This window comes from Williamsia maris, assembly GCF_024171815.1.
Classification (GTDB): domain Bacteria; phylum Actinomycetota; class Actinomycetes; order Mycobacteriales; family Mycobacteriaceae; genus Williamsia_A; species Williamsia_A maris.
Genome location: NZ_JAMTCJ010000004.1, coordinates 1 through 18,527, shown reverse-complemented (window position 1 = coordinate 18,527; position 18,527 = coordinate 1). Strand labels below are relative to the sequence as shown.

The window sequence follows — 18,527 nt, the reverse complement described above, 5'->3', positions numbered from 1 at the left end:
GGTGTATCCAGTTTCTATTCAGGTTTTGAGTTCAGTCGTCCAACTCCGCGGTGGCCGCGGATATTTCCGACGCCCCCGAGTCTGACGGGTGGGAGCCCATCTTGGCGAATCGCGGATCGCTGATGATCTCGTCGCCGATCTCGTCGATGACGTCGACGTCGGGCAGCAACGGCGCCAGATCCGGGAGTTCACTCAGCGACGCCAGCCCGAGCCGTTCGAGGAACAACTCGGTGGTCGCGTACAACGTCCCGCTGGTTTCCGGGTCGGTTCCGGCCTCGGTGATGAGCCCGCGGGCCAGCAGGGTGCGCATGACACCGTCGACGTTGACGCCGCGTACGGCGCTGACCCGGGTGCGGCCGACCGGCTGCCGATAAGCCACCACCGACAGGGTCTCGAGTGCGGCGCGCGTCAGCTTCGACCGCGCCCCGTCGAGCAGCAGCTTCTCCACGTAGGGGGCGTAGTCGTTGCGGGTGTAGAACCGCCAACCGTCACCGGCGAAGCGCAGGTCGATGCCGCTCGACCGGGCGGTGAGCTCGGCGTCCATGGTGCGCAGCGCCGCGTCGATCCGCGCGGCCGGCTCCCCCGTCGCCGACGCGAGTTGGTCGGTGGTCACCGGAGAGTCCACCACCAGCAACACCGCCTCGAGGGCCGAACGCAGTTCGTCGTCGTCGAGCGGGTCGGCGGGCTCCTCGGACACCTCGACGGCGCGTTCGGGCTCGTCGAACAGTCCGTCGGAGGCTGTGTCGGAACTCTCGTCGGGTCCGCTCGTCTCTGCGCCGGCGGTCATCTCGCTGTCACTCACCCGTAGTCCTCCACGCTGGTCACGCTGATCTCCTCGGTCTCGCGCTCACCGCTCCACATCACGTGCAGGATCCCGAGTGCCTCGCTCTGCTCGAATTCCACGGCGCGTTGTCGGAACAGGTCGAGCAACGCCAGGAATCGGGCGACGACCTCGAGTCCGTTCGCGCACTCCGACGCGAGCGTGCCGAAGTCGACCCACTGGCCCGCGCCTGCGATCCGCAACAGCTCGGTGACACGGATGACCTGCTCGGGCACCGACACCGCGTCCACGTCGTGCAGATGCGCCAGCCCGACGCGAGGGACCGGTTTGGGTGTCATGGCGGCTGCCGCGACCTGCGCGAACTGCCAGGCATCGACACCCAGCGCCACCTCGGGCAACAGCTGCTCGTAGCGCGGCTCCAGTGACACCGCTCGCGGATAACGTTGCAGCGCGGCCGCTTCCAGCTCGGCGAACAGTGCGGCCACCTGCTTGTAGGCGCGGTACTGCAGCAAACGGGCGAACAGCAGGTCCCGCGCCTCGAGCAGCGCGAGGTCGTCGGCGTCCTCGACCTCGCCCGCGGGCAGCAGCCGCGCGGCCTTGAGGTCGAGCAGTGTCGCGGCGACCACCAGGAACTCGGTGGTCTGATCGAGGCTGACGTCGTCGGTGAGGTTGCGGGTGTAGGCGATGAAGTCGTCGGTGACCAGGTGCAGTGCGACCTCGGTGACGTCGAGGCGGCGGTTGCTGATCAACTCGAGCAGCAGGTCGAACGGTCCCTCGAAGTTGGTGAGGTTGACCTGGAAGCCGACCGGCGCGGCCTGCTCGACGGTGTCGCTGTCGGTCACGACGTGCCGGTGCGGTACAACACCTCACGCGCCAACGCCCGGTACGCCTTGGCGCCACCGGATTTCGGTGCCCACGACGTGATCGGCTCCCCGGCGACGCTGGTCTCGGGGAAACGCACGGTGCGTGCGATGACGGTGTCGTAGACCGCATCACCGAACACCTCGACCACCCGGTTCATCACCTCACGCGAGTGCAGCGTGCGGGCGTCGAACATCGTCATGAGGATGCCGCCGAGGTGCAGCCGCGGGTTGAGCCGGTCACGCACCTTGTCGATGGTGTCGTTGAGCAGCGCCAGTCCACGCAGCGCGAAGTACTCCGACTCCATCGGGATCAGCACGGTGTCGGCGCACGCGAGCGCGTTGACGGTGAGTAGTCCCAGCGACGGCTGGCAGTCGATCAGCACGTAGTCGTAGCGGTCCAGGATCGGGTGCAGAGCGCGCGCCAGGGTGTGTTCGCGGCCGACCTCGTTGACGAGCTGGATCTCGGCGGCGGACAGGTCGATGTTGCTGGGCAGCAGATCCAGTCCGTCGACGCGGGTCGAGTGCAGCACCTCGTCCACCGACACCTGTGGCGGGACCAGCACGTTGTGCACGGTCAGCTCGAGTTCGTGGTGCGGGACGCCCAGGCCGGCCGACAGCGCGCCCTGAGGGTCGAGGTCGACGAGCAGTACGCGCCGCCCGTACTCGGCCAGCGCGGCGCCGAGGTTGATCGTCGACGTTGTCTTGCCGACGCCACCCTTCTGGTTGCAGACGGCGATGACGATGGCCGGGCCGTGCTTGTCCACCGGCGTCGGCTCGGGCACCTCACGCGTCTGCCGGCCCGTCGGTCCCAGCCCCTCGGCGTCCGCGGCCGACACGTCCGACTCGGCGGGACCGCGCGACGGTGTGTCGATGGTCAGGCTGTACTGGGCGTCGTGCGGGTCGGTCTCGCGAACGGGCGCACCCGGAACCGGTGGCTGCGGTGCGCTCACGTCGTCGATGCTCCCGTCGTGCGTGGTGGGGATGGAATGCAGATCAGCCTAGTGCGTCGACACCGCGATGCCGTGACGCATCGCCGTCAGCGCGCACGGGGATGGGCCGTGGCGTACACCTCACGCATCGCCGAGACCGTGACCAGCGTGTACACCTGCGTGGTAGTCACCGAGGCGTGTCCCAGCAACTCCTGCACGACGCGGACGTCGGCCCCGCCGTCGAGCAGGTGGGTGGCGAAGCTGTGGCGCAGCGTGTGTGGCGACACCGACTTGTCGAGACCGGCGCGCCCGGCCGAGTCGACGAGCACCTGCCAGGCACTCTGCCGCGACAACCGCCCACCCCGGGAGTTGAGGAACATCGCCGGGTTGAACTTCGACACCAGCGCCGGTCGGCCACGGACGAGGTAGGCCTCGATCGCCGCGATCGCCGGCCCGCCCACGGGCACCATCCGTTCCTTGCCGCCCTTGCCGCGCAGCAGGATCGCGCCGGTCTCGGCGACGAAGTCCTCGATGTCGAGCGAGACCGCCTCGGAGATGCGCGCGCCGCAGCTGTAGAGCAGTTCCATCAGGGCACGGTCGCGCAGGCTGCGCGGCGTCTCCGACGGACCGCTGCCGCCGGAGGCCTCGAGGATCGCGACGACCTCGTCGACGGCCAGCGACTTCGGCAGCCGACGGGCCGGCTTCGGAGGCCGGACGGCGTGCGCCGGGTCGGTGGTCGTCATCCCCTCGGCGAGGGCGAACTTGTGCAGACCACGCGTGGCGACGAGGGTGCGCGCGACCGAGCTGTCGGCCAGCGGCACCTCGTCCCGGTCGGGATCGCCGCGCCGCAGGGCGACGAGAAACTCGCGCACGTCCTCCTCGGCGACCTCACCGAGCTCGGCGATGGAGCGCGACGTCAGGTAATGCTGGTACCGGGTCAGGTCACGGCCGTAGGAACTCAGCGTGTTCTTCGCGGCCCCTCGTTCGACGGCGAGATGGTCGAGATACCGATGGATCTGGCTCTCGAGCTCCCCGCCTGCGCCCGACGTCACGCGCCGCCGGAGTCCCTGCGCGCGTGTCGCTGATCGAGGGCCGTGGGCTGGTCGACCCACTCCGAGTCGGGACCGCGCAGGTCCGCACCGGTGCGCTGGGTGTGGGCCAGGGCCAGGATGCCGGCGACACTGGTGACGTTGACGATCTCGCCGGAGAACACCATCGCGACCGCGTCGTCGAGGGGGATCCAGTCGATGGCCATGTCGGCCTCTTCGTCGTGGGCCTCGGGGCGGTCGACATCGTGGAGGTCGGTCGCCCGGAACACCCGCAGCGCCTCGTCGGTGAACCCGGGCGAGGTGGCGACGTCGACGAGGGTGGCCCAGGTGTCCGCCTCGACGCCGACCTCCTCCACGAGCTCACGTTGCGCCGCCTGCAGCGGCGACTCCTCGCCACCGGAATCCATCAGTCCCGCAGGCAGTTCGCGGAGTCGGCGACCCACCGGGTGCCGGTACTGGGTGACCGTCGCGATGGCACCGTCGTCATCGAGCGCCACGATCGCGACCGCGCCGTGGTGTTCGACGACCTCACGCTTGGCCGAACCGTCACCGGGCATGGTGACCTCGTCGACCCGCAGCGCCAGGATCGCGCCGTCGTAGATCGTCCGCGAGTCCGTCACGGCGAACTCGTGGCGCCCGGTGGTGTCGTCCGATGCGCTCAAGCGCCTGCCTCCGCGGCGTCGGACTCGACGACGGGTGCGGTGACCACGCGCTCGTCACCGTGGACGTCGACCTCGAGTCGCTCGGCGGCCTTGTAGCGCAACGCCGCGGCGACGAACGCGATGAACAACGGGTGCGGGCGGGTGGGCCTGCTCTTGAGCTCGGGATGTGCCTGCGTCGCCACCAGGAACGGGTGGATCTCCTTGGGGTACTCGACGAACTCCACCAGGTGACCGTCCGGCGAGGTACCCGAGAACACCAGGCCGGTGCTCGCGACCTGCTCGCGGTAGGTGTTGTTCACCTCGTAACGGTGCCGATGTCGTTCCGACACCTCGGTGGAACCGTAGGCGTTCGCGACGATCGAGCCTCGCTGCAGCACAGCGGGATACGCACCGAGACGCATGGTGCCACCGAGGTCGGCCTCACCGGCGACGGCCAGTTCCTGATCGGCCATGGTGGAGATCACCGGGTACGGGGTCTCCGGGTCGAACTCGGCCGAGCTGGCGTCGTCGAGTCCCGCGGCGCGAGCGGCCTCGATGACGATGCACTGCAGACCCAGGCAGAGTCCGAGCAGCGGGATGCCACGACGGCGGGCGTACCGCACGGCGCCGACCTTGCCCTCGATGCCGCGGATGCCGAAGCCGCCGGGGATGAGGATGGCGTCGACGTCGCCGAGATGTTTCTGCGCACCGAGGTCGGTCGCGCACTCGTCGGACTGGACCCACCGGATCTCGACCTTGGCCCGCGCGGCGAAGCCGCCGGCGCGGATCGCCTCGGTCACCGACAGATACGCGTCGGGCAGGTCGACGTACTTGCCCACCAGCGCGACGGTCACCGACTCGCGGGGCTCGTGGACCCGCTTGAGGAGTTCGCCCCACACGGTCCAGTCCACGTCGCGGAAGGGCAGTCCGAGCTTGCGGACCACGTAGGTGTCGAGCTGCTCGTTGTGCAGCACCTTGGGGATGTCGTAGATCGACGGCGCGTCCGGGGTGGAGATGACGCCCTCGATGTCGACGTCGCACATCAGCGCGATCTTGTTCTTGAGCGGCTCAGGGACGTCCCGGTCGCACCGCAGGATGAGCGCGTCGGGCTGGATACCGATGTTGCGCAGTGCCGCCACGGAGTGCTGGGTCGGCTTGGTCTTCAGTTCGCCCGACGGTGCGAGGTACGGGACCAGCGACACGTGCAGGAAGAAGACGTTGTCACGGCCCACGTCGTGGCGGATCTGACGCGCCGCCTCGATGAACGGCTGCGACTCGATGTCGCCGACGGTGCCGCCGATCTCGGTGATCACCAGGTCCGGCTCGTTGCCCTCGGCATCGGGTGAGCGCATCGCGAGGATGCGGTTCTTGATCTCGTCGGTGATGTGCGGGATCACCTGCACGGTGTCGCCGAGGTACTCGCCGCGACGCTCCTTGGCGATGACGGTCGAATACACCTGTCCGGTGGTCACATTCGCCGATTGCGACAGATTCCGGTCGAGGAATCGTTCGTAGTGGCCGACGTCGAGGTCGGTCTCGGCCCCGTCCTCGGTGACGAACACCTCACCGTGTTGGAACGGGTTCATCGTTCCCGGATCGACGTTCAGATAAGGGTCGAGCTTCTGCATGGTCACCCGCAGACCGCGAGCGGTCAGCAGTTGGCCGAGGCTGGAAGCCGTGAGTCCCTTGCCGAGCGACGACGCGACGCCGCCGGTGACAAAGATGTGTTTGGTGCCCGAATGAGCATGACGCAGTGGTCGCAAGGCTTCTCCCGATTGGCCGGAGCAGGTCCTATGACCTGCTCGCCTACGGGATTCAACCGTAACACCTCCGGAGGTGTTCGGGCGTCAGGTGGTCGGTGCGACCGCGCTCGCGCCGGGCCCGGTGCCGAATGCGCCGACCCGATTGCGTGCCGCATTCGCCAGTGCGAGGGCGGTGACGATGCGCCCCGTGCTCGCCTCGACGTCGTCGACCGAGGACACTCCACGCGACAGCGAGGCGTCCGAACGCAGCACCGCGATCGGCGAGCCACCTTCGGCCGACCCCGTCCGACCGGCCAGGACAGCGCCGGATCCGCGTGCGCCGAACGCGGCGGCGAACCGTGCCACCACCTGTCCACGTGCGCCGGCGTCGTCGGCGAACTTGTCACCGGTGACGACCACCGCCAGTTGCGCGGGCCCCACGGCGTTGTCGACGTAGGTGATGAAACCGCCCTGCCGTAGTGCGGCGAGTCCGGCGCCGATGTCGGCGTCCGATGCGGGCGCGGCGTCGCCCTTGCGCTGCAGCAGTGCGCCGAGCAGGTCGCCGACGCGACCGCCGGAGTCGGTGAGTTCGGGTCGCAGTGTCGTCCCGGCGGGGATGCTCTGGTCGACGATGCTCGTCAGCTTCTCCGCCGAGCCGTCGCCGATGAGCGCGTCGGTGAGCCCGACCTGCCCGGCGAACCGCGCGCCGGACTGGTTGAGGACCTGCTTGACGCCGGCGATGTCGCCCTCGCTCGCGCCGGGAACGGTGACCAGCAGCACCGATCGGTTGGCGAGCAGCCCGTTGAGGAGTCGGGGCGCCACGGCGGTGTTGAACGCGTCGGCGGCGTTCACCTGACCGCTCAGTGCGTCCTTCTCCGACCGCAGGCCGGACACCGTCGAGTCGTCGTCCGACGACCCGACACGGTCACCGAGGAAGCCCGATCCGAGGGCGAGACCCACGGCGAGCGCGAGGAACACCGCGATCAGCGAGATCGCGTGTTGGCGAAGAGAGATCACGTGCTATCGGTTCCACACGTCCCTGGCCCACGAGTAGACCCGATCCCACTCGGCGAGGATCCAGTCCACGATCTCGCCACCGGTGTTCGACGCGACCACCGCGACGATGACCGCGGCCAGCGCGGCGAGGATGAGCAGCGCGATGGCAGCACCGGACACGCGGCTGCGGTACAGCGTCGCAACGGCTTTGGCGTCGACGAGCTTGGGGCCGACCTTGAGGCGGGTGAGAAAGGTCGACGGGTTGCTCTCGCGACGACTGCGATCGAAGAAGTCGTCGAGCGTCGCCGAGGTGCCGACCGTGACGATCAGGGAGGCGCCGTGGAAGTCGGCGAGCAGCAGCGCGAGGTCGGATGCCGACCCGGCGGCCGGGAAGGTCATCGCACCGACACCGAGGTCCTGGATGCGCTCGAGCCCGGTGGCATGACCGTCAGGGTCGGCCGGGAGGACGACCTGCGCACCACATTTGAGCGTGGCGGCGCGGATGCCCTCGGGATCGCCGACGATCAGGTCGGGACGGTAGCCGGCGCGCATCAACGCATCGGCGCCACCGTCGACGCCGATCATGACCGGCGCGTACTCCTTGATGAACGGCTTGAGCTTCTTGAGGTCCATCTCGTGCTCGGGTCCGTCGGCGACGACCACGACGTGGCGGTTCTTCAGCGTGACCTCGACCTCGGGCACACCGACACCGTCGATCAGCAGCGGCGACTCGCTACGGATGAACTCGATGGTGTTGCCGGAGAACGCCTCCAGGTGATCGACCAGACCGGACTTGGCCTCGATCATCATCGAGGCGACCTCACGCTCTCCGATCTCGGTGCCGCGTGCCAGTCGGTTGTGACCGACGTAGACGTCACCGTCGTCGATGCGGATCTTGGCGCCGTCCTTGATGCGGCGGAAGACCTCCGGGCCGGCGTCGTCGATCAGGGTGATGCCAGATGCGACCAGCACCTCGGGACCGAGGTTCGGGTAGCGCCCGGAGATCGAGGGCGAGGCGTTGATCACCGCGGTGACGTCCGCCTCGACCAGACGGTCGGCGATGACACGGTCGAGATCGAGTTCGTCGAGGATCACGATGTCCCCGTGCCCCACCCGTTCGAGCAACCGGGTGGTGTTCTTGTCGACCCTGGCGATTCCGCTGAATCCAGGCAGGGTGTCGTCGGTGCGGGACAGCAACGCTGGCATCTTCATGCCGCTCATGATTGCTCCGGCATCGCCGACGACCATGGAGGCGCGCCGTAACAATTGCCACTTTTGTCACACGAGCAACACCAGTTACGCGGTTGCCTTCTCGCTCTCCGCGGTGGCCAGCAGCTCCTCGGCGTGCGCCCGACCGGTGTCGGAGTCGCCGAGTCCGGCCAACATCCGGGCCAGTTCGGCGATCCGACCGTCGTGGTCGAGGGTGGTCACCGAGCTGGTCACCGAACTCGCGCGCGTGCTCTTGCCGATCAGCAGGTGGTTGTCGGCGAAGGCCGCGACCTGCGGGAGGTGCGTCACGACGATGACCTGATGGCTGCGGGCCAGCGCGGCGAGTCGCTTGCCGATCTCGACCGCGGCCCGGCCACCGACACCGGCGTCGACCTCGTCGAACACCATGGTCGATCCGCCACCGGGTCCGGCGAGCACCACCTCGAGGGCGAGCATCACGCGCGACAGTTCGCCGCCGGACGCGGACTTGGTGATGGCCAGCGGTACCGCACCCGAGTGCGCGGCGAGGGTGAACTCGACACGGTCGACGCCGCCGGATCCGGCGTGCAGGCGCGCACCGCCGACGACGAGGCTGCGCGGGTCGGATTCCCCCGACTCGTCCGGCACCACGGCGACGCCGAGCTTGGCGTCCTTCATGGCCAGGCCTGCGAGTTCCTTGGTCACCTTCGTCGCCAGCGAGCCGGCGGCCTTCGTCCGCGCCGCGGTGAGTGTCGTCGCCGCGGTGACCAGTGCGTCGGTGGCCTCGGTCGCCGCGACCTCGAGTGCCTCGATCGACACCGACGAGTCGTCGATCTCGGCGAGCCGGCGGGTCGCGTCGTCGCGCCAGGCGATGACGCCGTCGATGTCGGGGGCGTACTTGCGGATCAGGTTCTTCAACTCGGACTGTCGGGCCAGGACCTTCTCCAGCTCCGACGCGTCGGCGGGCAGACCGTTGAGGAACGACCCGAGTTCCTCGCCGATGTCACCGACGAGGGACAACGCCTCCTCGACCCGAGGACGGAGCTCGCGCAGCGTGGGCTCCGACGTCGTCTCCAGCAGGTTGCGGACCTGACCGAGGGAGTCGAGTGCCGACCCCGCGTCGGTGTCGGTGTCGGCCATGTCGGCCTGTCCGGTCAACGCCACGTGGGCACCGGCCGCGACCGAGCGGACCGCCTCGAGGTCGCCGAGTCGGTTGACCGTGGCCGCGAGCTCGGTGTCCTCACCGGGCGTCGGGTCGACGGCACCGATCTCGTCGAGGGCGTAACGCAACCGGTCGGCCTCCTGGGCCAGCTGTCGCGAGTTGGCGCGGCGCAGCTCGAGCTGGTCGACCGCCTGGGTCCACGCGTCGCGGGCGCGGCTGTACTCGGCGAACGACTTCGCGACGGGCTTGCCGCCGAAGCGGTCCAGGGCATCGCGTTGGTGTTCGGGTTTGAGCAGCCGCAGCTGGTCGTTCTGACCGTGGATGGTGAGAAGGCTGGTGGTGAACTGTCCGAGCACGCCGACCGGAACCGAACGACCACCGAGGTGGGCCCGCGAGCGGCCGTCGGAGCCGACCGACCGCGCCGCGATCACGGTGTCGTCGTCATCGCGTTGCGCGCCGGCGGAATCGAGGATCTCGGCCACCTGGGAGTCGGCCGGGTCGAGTCGGAATCGTCCTTCGACCATGGCGCGGTCGGTACCTGCGCGCACCCGGTCGCCGTCACCGCGCACCCCGGACAACAGGTGCAGGCTGGTGACGACCATCGTCTTGCCCGCACCGGTCTCCCCGGTGAGCACGGTGAACCCGTCGTGGAACTCTGCGGCGGCGTCCTCGATGACACCGAGCCCGCTGATCGCTATTTCTTCGAGCACGTCACACCTGCCTACCCCGCCACCCGGTGACGGGAAGATCGAATTTCGTCACCAACCGGTCGGCGAACGGATCGGAATCGATCCGGACCCACCGCACCGGCTGCTTTCCACGGACCGCCTCGACGCGGGCCCCCGCAGGCACCTGCAGCGTCCGGCGTCCGTCGCACGCGACTATGGCATGCTGCCCCGACCGTTCCACCTCGATGGCGATGACGGAATTGGGACTTGTCACCAGGGGCCGGGTGAACAATGCGTGCGCGTTGGAGGGGACGACGAGGATCGCCTCGAGGTCGGGCCACATCACCGGACCGCCCGCGGAGAACGCGTAGGCGGTGGATCCGGTGGGTGTCGAGATGAGCATGCCGTCGGCGCCGAACGCCGCGACCGGCCGCCCGTCGACCTCGGCCACCATCTCCAACACGCCCTGACTGCGGGGATTCTGGATGCTGGCCTCGTTGAGCGCCCAGCTGCGGTCGAGCACCGTGCCGTCCATGGTGATCGCGATGTCGAGGGTCATGCGGTCCTCGACGCGGTAATCGCCGGCGATGAGCTGTTCCATCACGGCGTCGACCCGCTCGGCCTCGGCCTCGGCCAGGAATCCGATGCGCCCCAGGTTGATCCCGAGCACCGGAACCGCGGTGGGATAGGCGAGTTCGGCGGCCCTCAGGAAGGTGCCGTCACCGCCCAGGACGATCACGACCTCACATCCGGCTGCGGACTCCTCGTCACCGGAGGTGATCGAGACGTTCGCCCCCATGCTGCGCAGCTCGACCGGGTCGACGGGATGGATGTTGGGCGTCCCGGATCCGGACTCGAGGTGGGCTCCGCGCATGTCGTGATCGACGATGCGCAGACCGATCCCGGCGTCGCCGCAGTGGCGGGCGATCGCGGCCAGGGTGTCGGTGACGATCTCCCGACCCGTGTGAGCGACGACCAGGAACTCGCGGTCCTGTGTCACTGTGCACCCGCGCAGCTCATTGAGGCCCCTTCTCGATTGCTGTCGTTATCGCAGCCAGTGTCTCGTCGTCGAGCTCACTGCTGCGGTCGGCGTGCTCGTCCGGGACACCGCCGAGCAGGGTGTCCTCTGCTTCTACGTCGGCAACCACCGGAACGGTTCCCTCTTTACGCAGCCACAAGAAGTATTCAACATTTCCCGACGGGCCCGGCAGCGGGCTGGCCACCACACCCTTCGTGCGCAGTCCCAGCGCCTGGGCGCGGGCCGCCACCGCGCCGACCGCCCCGGCCCGCAACGCCGGATCTCGGACCACCCCACCGGTGCCGACGCGGTCCTTACCCACCTCGAACTGGGGTTTCACCATCGGCAGCAGATCGCCGCCGGGGGCTACGCACCGCGCGAAGGCGGGCAGCACGAGCCGCAGCGAGATGAAGGACAGATCGGCCACGATCAGCTCGACCGGGCCACCGATGTCGTCGGCGGACAGGTGGCGGACGTTGACGCGATCGCGGACGTCGACACGGTCGTCGGACTGCAGCCGCCAGACGAGTTGCCCGTACCCGACGTCGGCGGCGACCACACGGGCCGCTCCGCGACGCAGCAGGACATCGGTGAAGCCGCCCGTGGACGCACCGGCGTCGAGGCAACGTCGTCCCTCGACACGGACACCACCCGATCCCGAGTCGTCGGGCGCGAACGCGTCGAGCGCACCGATGATCTTGTGCGCGCCGCGCGACGCCCACTTCTCGGTGTCGTTGTCGGTCAACAGGATCGGGGTGTCGCGCGAGACGTTGGTGGCCGGCTTGGAGGCCCGCACACCGTTGACCGTGACCTGCCCGTCGGTGATCAGATCACGGGCCTGCTCACGCGAGCGCGCCAGACCGCGGCGGACGAGTTCGGCGTCGAGACGGGCCCGGGGTGCCACTACCGCTCACACACGGTCGAGCTGCTCCAGGGTCGCGGTGAGCACGTCGTGCGCGCGTTCGAGGAGCTCGGCCTGTGCGTCCAACGTCGTCAGATCGATGCCCGGTTCGGTGTCGCCGCCCAGATCGTGCCGGTCCTGCGCGGCGCGGCGAACCTCGTCGACCTGTGCGGTGAACTGGTGCACGTCCCGCTGGATCTGCGCCGGATCGATGGCGGCACGCTCGGCGACCGTGGACGGAGTCGGCGGTCCGGGCCTCGGGCCCGGGATCGGTTGGTTCATCGAGACCCAACGCTATCGGAGTCCAGCCCGTACCGGCGCAGCGCCGCGGCGGCGGCGTCATCGGTCCCGGTGAACGCGATGTCGCCGGGTTCGCGGTCACCGACGGCGTCGGACTCCCAGGCCGCGTTCAGCAGCGCGGGCAGCAGGGAATCGGCGTCGGCGCCGTCTGCGGACCCGACCGTGATCGGCGACGCGGACACGTCGACGGTCCAGCCGGTCGCCGAGGAGATCGCGCTGGCCGACAGCGGTGCGGCCAACGCGGCCAGGTCGGGTGCGATGTGGGTCGGGCGGTGATCCGGGGCCGCGCAGATGGCGTCGGCCACGGTCGCCACACCGGTGAGCACCAGCAGGCTGTCGGCGCCGATGGTGTTGGCGCCGGCGATGTCGGTGTCGAGGCGGTCGCCGATCACCAGCGGATGCGACGCTCCGCTGCGGTCGAGCGCATCGCGCATGAGCGGCGCCGCCGGCTTCCCGGCGACCAGCGGGGTCTTCCCGGTCGCATTGGCGACGGCGGCGACCATGGATCCGTTGCCGAGCATGAATCCCCGCTCCGACGGCAGTGTCGGATCGATGTTGCAGGCGATCCACAGGGCGCCGGCGTTGATGGCCAGCACGGCCTCGGACAGTTGCGCCCACCCGGTCTCGGTCGAATGTCCCTGCACCACCGCCGCGGGCCGGTCGTCGGCGCTGCGGGTGACACCGATCCCGACCTCGCGGATCTCCTGTGCGAGACCGTCGGTGCCGATCACGAGTGCTCGCGAACCCGGCTCGAGGTGTTCGGCGAGCAGTCGGGCCGCGGTCTGCGCGCTGGTGACCACCTGGTCGGCGTCGGCGTCGAAGCCGAGGTGAGTGAGATGCTCGGCGACCTCCGGTGCTCGGCGGCTGGCGTTGTTGGTGACGAAGTAGATGGGCTGGGTGGCCGCGCTCAGCGCGTCGGTCGCCCCGTCGATCGGACGGCTGCCTGCGAACAGCGTGCCGTCGAGGTCGAACAGCAGGGCGTCGTAGTCGTCGGCCAGTCCGTCGGTGCGGGGTGCTGCGTCGCTCACGGTGTCCTCTTCGGTCGTTGCCGGCGTCTGCGGCGCGGTGTCGTGTACGTCGGTGGCGGGTCCCGTCTCGGGTGCGACGACCACGGAGTCGGCAACGGTCTCGGTGACCGCAGTCGGAGCGGGCTCCGGTTCCGGGGTCGCCTCCGACGTCGCCTGCGGTTGCCGAGCCGGCTCGGGCTCGGGAGTCGGCTCGGGTTCGGGCTCGGGAGTCAGCTCGGGTTCATGGGTCGGCTCGGGCTCGGGAGTGGGCTCGGGCTCCGGGGTCACCTCCGGCGCGGGAGTGCGCACGGGTTCGGGGCCCGGTTCCGGCTCGGGCGACGCCGTGGCCTCGGCGAACTCCGCTTCCTCCTGCGCCATCTCGGCCGCGAAGCGCTCGGGGTCGGTGAGCTCGGTCAGCCGCAGCTCGGCGTCGGTCACGTCGTCGACGTCGGCCGCGGCCGCGTTCATGAACCAGGTGATCGCGTCGTCGTCCCGTCCGGCAGCCTGCAGGGCGGTGCCGTACGCGTAGAACAACCGGGCGGGGCCGGTTCCGCTCTGCCCGGGATCGAGGCCCGCGGACTGCAGCGTGACCACGGCCTTGTCGAACTCGCCGAGATCGATCCGCGCCCCGGATTCGACGATCTTCATCTCGATGGCCTCGTCGCCGGTGAGGGTCCGCCCCTCGTCGCTGCGCGCGACGTCGATGGCGCGGTCCGGACGACCCAGTCCGCGTTCACAATCGGCGATCAGGGGCAGCAGGCTGGTGCCGCCGGACATGCGGCGGGCGGCGCGCAGTTCCGACAGCGCCTCGGTCCACTCCTGGGCGTTGTAGGCGGCGATGCCCGCGGTCTCCCGGACGACGGCGATGCGGCCGGCGCGCTGACGAGCGGCCCGGGCGTGCTCGAGGGCGAGGACCGGGTCCTCCTCGAGCAGCTGCGAGGTCATGATCAGGTGCCGCGCGACGGTGTCGGCATTGGTGCGGTCCAACGTCAGCAGGTCGCGGCGGACGGCCGGGTCGAGATCCTGCGGGACGACGTTCTCGGGCAGCGGCGGCTCCGGCGGGCGGTTCGCGGATCCGCCGCGGCGCTGCTCGCCACGGTCACGGTCGCGGGGCGGGCGACCATCGCGGTCACGTGCGGGACGGGCGTCGCGGCCTGCGCGCGGATCCCGGTCGGAGCGGCCTCGTCGGTCGGACGGCGCTCCACGACCCTGGCCACGATCGTCGGAGCTGTGTGCACGGGAAGGTCGGTTGTCCCGATCGGTCATGGCAGTCCTCTGGTCTCGACGATCCGCAAGCCGGATCCACGCTGTGAAGTTTGTCGGCTCAGCATATCGGGGCGTCGTCCGACCGACCGAATCGTGCCCGTACGCCGCCGCCGGCCCTGCGGAGCCGCGATCAGGCGATACGGGCCCGGCGGATGGCCGGGGAGGTGGACTGCGGGAGCAGACGCGCGCGGTCGACCGGCAACAACAGCTCAACCTGGGCGTCCTCGGGATATCGGTAGGGGTTGCCCAGCACGACGCCCGCGAGCTGACGTCGCAGTCGCGACATCTCGGCACGAACGGTGATCGCTTTGCCGTCGTCACCGAACAGCGCCTCGGCCATCTGCGGTGCCGTCCGACCGGACCGGTGCATCGCCAGCAGATAGAGGATCTCGGCGTGGCGCGGCGTCGGCTCATGGGTCCAGGCGCCGGCCCGGCCCGAGACCTGCAACATCGGACGCAGCGGGTCACGCAGATCGACGTCGATGCAGGTGGTGACCGCGTCCTGCGGATCGGTCGCGTCGTCGAAGACACGGACGAGCCAGCCGCCGGGCAACGGCTCCAGATCGCAGGCGCCGAGCGCGGGCACCCACATCCGTCCGGACGCCGCGGACTCCGGTAGCAACACGCGGGTGTGCGGGGCCAGTGAGTCCACTGCCGCCACCCACCCGTGTCCGTCGACCGCCATGGCCGGACCTGCCATCCGTGCCAACATCGGTGCGGCCACCGATCGCAGACGGTCCAGGGTGCGGCGGTGCAGCTCCCGGAGGTGCGACTCGGCCAGCTTGGCGACCACGTCGACCAACGCGACCGTGGTCGGATGGATGGTCGAGGCCGGACCGCTCACGTCCACGGCGCCGATCACGTCGCCGGTCCGGGGATCGTGGATGGGGGCGCCGGCACAGGTCCAGGGGTGGTGGCTACGTGAGTAGTGCTCGGCCGAGAAGATCTGGACCGCCTGCCGCGACACCAGCGCGGTGCCGATGGCGTTCGTCCCGACGGAGTTCTCCGCCCAGTTGGCCCCCTCGACGAACCCGAGGCGATCAGCTTTGGTCAGCACCTGCGTCGACCCGCTCCGCCACAGCACACGGCCGCTGCGGTCGGCGACCACGAGAATGTTGTCCCCATCGGTGATCACCGTGTCGAGTCCCCGGGCGAGGTCCTCGATGACGTCGGCCAGTCCGGATTCGTGTCGGTGCATCTCGAGGTCGCCGGACGCCACCCCGGTGTCGGGCTGGTGGTCGGGGCTCAGGCCCTGGGACATGAGACGTTCCCAGGACTCCCCGATGACGGTGCGTGGACGGGCGGGGGATTTGTCACCGGCCATCGTCGCGTCGTAGACGGCGGTCAGGATCTCCGCGTACTTGCGCGGGTCATCGCCGGGTAGCAATGCGGGTTCGGGAGCGGCGGGCGATGTCATCGTGCGCCCAGTGTGCTCCCGGTCACACGCTGGTCGCAATCCATCGGTCGTGTCGCGGGCGATGCAACGCACTGCAACTCTTGTCCACCGCGCGTCGCCGGGCTGTGCTGTGGGTCACAGGTCGGTTTGTGTGGCCGACCGTGTCCACGAAGGAGTGATGATGACCCAGACCATCGAACCGCAGACTGCGCAGCAGTCGGGGACGGCCGCGGTGATGGATCCGCAGGCGCGAGTCGACGCCTGGCTCGGCGCATTCGAGACCGCGTTGTCCACCCGCGACATCGAACGAGCAGCCGGAATGTTCGCCACCGACAGCTTCTGGCGCGACCTGGTGACCTTCACCTGGAACCTCACCACCGTCGAGGGCCGCGACGGCATCTCCGACATGCTGACCGACTGCCTCATGACGACCGACCCCACGGGATTCCACACCACCGAGACCCCGGAGCACGCCGATGGCGTGATCTCGGCATGGATCGCGTTCGAGACGTCGTCGAGCCGCGGCAAGGGCCATCTCCGCCTCCGCGTGGACGCCGATGGCGGTCCGGACCTCGGGTGGACGCTGCTCACTACGATGCAGGAGCTGAAGGGGTTCGAGGAGCGGCAGGGATCGACGCGGATCCAAGGAGCCGTGCACGGCTCGAACGCCGACGCCCAGACGTGGGCAGAGCAGCGGGCCGCGGAGGAGAAAGACCTCGGGTACTCGACCCAGCCCTACGTGTTGATCGTCGGCGGTGGCCAGGGCGGCATCGTCATGGGCGCGCGGCTACGCCAACTCGGTGTCCCGGCCCTCGTCGTCGACCGCGCACAGCGCCCTGGCGATCAGTGGCGTGGTCGCTACAAGTCGCTGTGCCTGCACGACCCGGTCTGGTACGACCACCTCCCCTACCTGCCGTTCCCGGAGAACTGGCCGGTGTTCGCCCCCAAGGACAAGATCGCGGACTGGCTCGAGATGTACACCAAGGTGATGGAGGTGCCGTACTGGACCTCGACGATGGCGGAGTCGGCCGAGTACGACGACGCCACCGGCACCTGGACGGTGGTCGTCGACCGTGACGGCGAGAAGGTCGAACTGCATCCGCAACACCTGGTGATGGCCACAGGTATGTCGGGGAAGGCCAACATCCCGCAGTTCCCGGGAATGGACGACTTCGAGGGCGAACAGCACCACTCGAGCCGGCACCCCGGGCCCGATGCTTTCGTCGGCAAGAAGGTCGTCGTCGTCGGATCGAACAACTCCGCACACGACATCTGCAAGGCGCTTTACGAGACCGGCGTCGACGTGACCATGCTGCAGCGATCCTCGACCCACATCGTGAAGTCCGATTCGCTGTGCGAGATCGCCCTGGGGGATCTGTACTCCGAACGTGCGGTGAAGGGCGGTATGACCACGCAGAAGGCCGACCTGACGTTCGCGTCGTTGCCCTACCGGATCATGCACGAATTCCAGATCCCGGTGTATCAGCAGATCGCCGAGCAGGACAAGGACTTCTACGGACGTCTGGAGGCGGTCGGCTTCAAGCACGACTTCGGGGACGACGGATCGGGGTTGTTCATGAAATACCTGCGCCGCGGTTCCGGCTACTACATCGATGTCGGTGCAGCCGAGTTGGTCGCCGACGGGAAGATCAAGCTGGTGGGCGGCCAGGTGGAACGCCTGACCAAGAACTCCGTCGTGCTGTCCGACGGGACCGAGCTGCCGGCCGATGTCGTCGTCTACGCCACCGGGTACGGGTCCATGAACGGCTGGGTCGCGGATCTGATCGATCAGGAGACCGCCGACAAGGTCGGTAAGTGCTGGGGCCTGGGATCGGCCACCACGAAGGACCCGGGGCCCTGGGAGGGCGAGCAGCGGAACATGTGGAAGCCGACCCAACAGGATCACCTGTGGTTCCACGGCGGAAATCTGCACCAGTCGCGGCACTACTCGCTGTACCTGGCCCTGCAGATCAAGGCGCGGTACGAAGGGCTGCCGACGCCGGTGTACGGGATGCAGGAAGTGCATCACCTGAGCTGATCTCCACGACTTCCAGACAATAGAAATGAGGCCCCCTGACCGAAGTCAGGGGGCCTCATTCAAGTTGTGTTCGGCGGTGTCCTACTCTCCCACACTGATTAGGGTGCAGTACCATTGGCGCTGGAGGGCTTAGCTTCCGGGTTCGGGATGGGACCGGGCGTTTCCCCTCCGCTATGGCCGCCGTAACTCTGCGAAACAGAGACACGAACATAACGGTGAAACCATTCTTGCGTCTGGTTTCTATGTGTTTGTTTGTGTGTTGTTTCAGATATTGCACAGTGGATGCGAAACAAGTTCAAATCTATTGCTTTTATTTGAAGGTTGTTGTTGTAAGTCCTCGGCCGATTAGTACCAGTCACCTGCACCCATTACTGGGCTTCCAGTTCTGGCCTATCAACCCCATGGTCTGTGGGGGGCCTTAACCACGCGATGGTGGTGAGAAACCTCATCTTGGAACAGGCTTCCCGCTTAGATGCTTTCAGCGGTTATCCCTTCCGAACGTAGCTAACCAGCAGTGCTCCTGGTGGAACAACTGGCACACCAGAGGTTCGTCCGTCCCGGTCCTCTCGTACTAGGGACAGG

Annotated in this window: 15 protein-coding genes and 2 rRNA genes; 1 reads left to right on the top strand and 16 read right to left on the bottom strand. The window is 68.6% G+C overall.

Going from position 1 to position 18,527, the window contains the following annotated elements; translation table 11 throughout:
- Positions 1-31 precede the first annotated feature (31 nt).
- The 14 genes from scpB to LX13_RS18630 all read right to left on the bottom strand — a co-directional run bounded on the left by scpB (position 32) and on the right by LX13_RS18630 (position 15,928).
- Positions 32-787, bottom strand: a complete 756-nt coding sequence (gene scpB, locus LX13_RS18695) for an SMC-Scp complex subunit ScpB (protein WP_301301555.1) — start codon at positions 785-787, stop codon at positions 32-34.
- 11 nt (positions 788-798) lie between these two features.
- Positions 799-1,623, bottom strand: a complete 825-nt coding sequence (locus LX13_RS18690) for a segregation and condensation protein A (protein ID WP_253662843.1) — start codon at positions 1,621-1,623, stop codon at positions 799-801.
- Positions 1,620-2,516 carry a ParA family protein gene (locus LX13_RS18685; RefSeq protein ID WP_253663602.1) on the bottom strand — a complete coding sequence of 299 codons (897 nt, stop codon included), beginning with the start codon at positions 2,514-2,516 and terminating at the stop codon, positions 1,620-1,622. The genes LX13_RS18690 and LX13_RS18685 overlap by 4 nt, the downstream gene beginning before the upstream one ends.
- A 164-nt stretch (positions 2,517-2,680) precedes the next feature.
- A complete protein-coding gene (gene xerD, locus LX13_RS18680) occupies positions 2,681-3,625 on the bottom strand; it encodes a site-specific tyrosine recombinase XerD (protein ID WP_253662842.1) in 945 nt (314 codons plus the stop codon).
- The gene (locus tag LX13_RS18675) at positions 3,622-4,284 is read right to left on the bottom strand and encodes an NUDIX domain-containing protein (protein WP_253662841.1); all 663 of its coding nucleotides are present in this window, start codon (positions 4,282-4,284) and stop codon (positions 3,622-3,624) included. Before LX13_RS18675 ends, xerD begins: the two co-directional genes overlap by 4 nt.
- Entirely contained in the window at positions 4,281-6,026 is a 1,746-nt protein-coding gene (gene pyrG, locus LX13_RS18670) for a CTP synthase (protein ID WP_253662840.1), read from the bottom strand. Before pyrG ends, LX13_RS18675 begins: the two co-directional genes overlap by 4 nt.
- A gap of 84 nt (positions 6,027-6,110) precedes the next feature.
- Positions 6,111-7,022 (bottom strand): copper transporter, encoded by a 912-nt coding sequence (locus LX13_RS18665; protein ID WP_253662839.1) that lies wholly within the window; start codon positions 7,020-7,022, stop codon positions 6,111-6,113.
- 3 nt (positions 7,023-7,025) lie between these two features.
- Positions 7,026-8,213, bottom strand: a complete 1,188-nt coding sequence (steA, locus tag LX13_RS18660; protein ID WP_253662838.1) for a putative cytokinetic ring protein SteA — start codon at positions 8,211-8,213, stop codon at positions 7,026-7,028.
- Between the two features lie 84 nt (positions 8,214-8,297).
- The gene (recN, locus tag LX13_RS18655; protein WP_253662837.1) at positions 8,298-10,061 is read right to left on the bottom strand and encodes a DNA repair protein RecN; all 1,764 of its coding nucleotides are present in this window, start codon (positions 10,059-10,061) and stop codon (positions 8,298-8,300) included.
- 1 nt (position 10,062) lies between these two features.
- Positions 10,063-11,034: an NAD kinase gene (locus LX13_RS18650; RefSeq protein ID WP_372500010.1), complete on the bottom strand. Its 972-nt coding sequence runs from the start codon at positions 11,032-11,034 to the stop codon at positions 10,063-10,065.
- Between the two features lies 1 nt (position 11,035).
- Positions 11,036-11,941, bottom strand: coding sequence for a TlyA family RNA methyltransferase (locus tag LX13_RS18645; protein ID WP_253662835.1), 906 nt, complete (start codon positions 11,939-11,941; stop codon positions 11,036-11,038).
- 6 nt (positions 11,942-11,947) lie between these two features.
- Positions 11,948-12,220, bottom strand: a complete 273-nt coding sequence (locus LX13_RS18640; RefSeq protein WP_253662834.1) for a hypothetical protein — start codon at positions 12,218-12,220, stop codon at positions 11,948-11,950.
- On the bottom strand, positions 12,217-14,511 hold the full coding sequence (locus LX13_RS18635) for an HAD-IIA family hydrolase (RefSeq protein ID WP_253662833.1): 2,295 nt from the start codon (positions 14,509-14,511) through the stop codon (positions 12,217-12,219). Before LX13_RS18635 ends, LX13_RS18640 begins: the two co-directional genes overlap by 4 nt.
- Positions 14,512-14,641: 130 nt before the next feature.
- Positions 14,642-15,928 (bottom strand): helix-turn-helix domain-containing protein, encoded by a 1,287-nt coding sequence (locus LX13_RS18630; RefSeq protein WP_253662832.1) that lies wholly within the window; start codon positions 15,926-15,928, stop codon positions 14,642-14,644.
- A 160-nt stretch (positions 15,929-16,088) separates the two neighbouring features.
- Between LX13_RS18630 and LX13_RS18625 the strand changes: the two genes are divergently transcribed.
- A complete protein-coding gene (locus LX13_RS18625) occupies positions 16,089-17,945 on the top strand; it encodes a flavin-containing monooxygenase (protein ID WP_253662831.1) in 1,857 nt (618 codons plus the stop codon).
- Positions 17,946-18,013: 68 nt separating this feature from the next.
- Here LX13_RS18625 and rrf read toward each other — a convergent pair.
- Positions 18,014-18,130, bottom strand: a 5S ribosomal RNA gene (rrf, locus tag LX13_RS18620).
- 139 nt (positions 18,131-18,269) lie between these two features.
- Positions 18,270-18,527, bottom strand: a 23S ribosomal RNA gene (locus tag LX13_RS18615); the annotation flags it as partial.

Excerpts from the sequence above, each read along its gene's own strand:
- scpB (WP_301301555.1), bottom strand. The coding sequence starts at position 787 with ATGACCGCCGGCGCAGAGACGAGCGGACCCGACGAGAGTTCCGACACA.
- steA (WP_253662838.1), bottom strand. The coding sequence starts at position 8,213 with ATGAAGATGCCAGCGTTGCTGTCCCGCACCGACGACACCCTGCCTGGA.
- LX13_RS18640 (WP_253662834.1), bottom strand. The coding sequence starts at position 12,220 with ATGAACCAACCGATCCCGGGCCCGAGGCCCGGACCGCCGACTCCGTCC.
- LX13_RS18635 (WP_253662833.1), bottom strand. The coding sequence starts at position 14,511 with ATGACCGATCGGGACAACCGACCTTCCCGTGCACACAGCTCCGACGAT.
- LX13_RS18630 (WP_253662832.1), bottom strand. The coding sequence starts at position 15,928 with ATGACATCGCCCGCCGCTCCCGAACCCGCATTGCTACCCGGCGATGAC.
- LX13_RS18625 (WP_253662831.1), top strand. The coding sequence starts at position 16,089 with ATGACCCAGACCATCGAACCGCAGACTGCGCAGCAGTCGGGGACGGCC.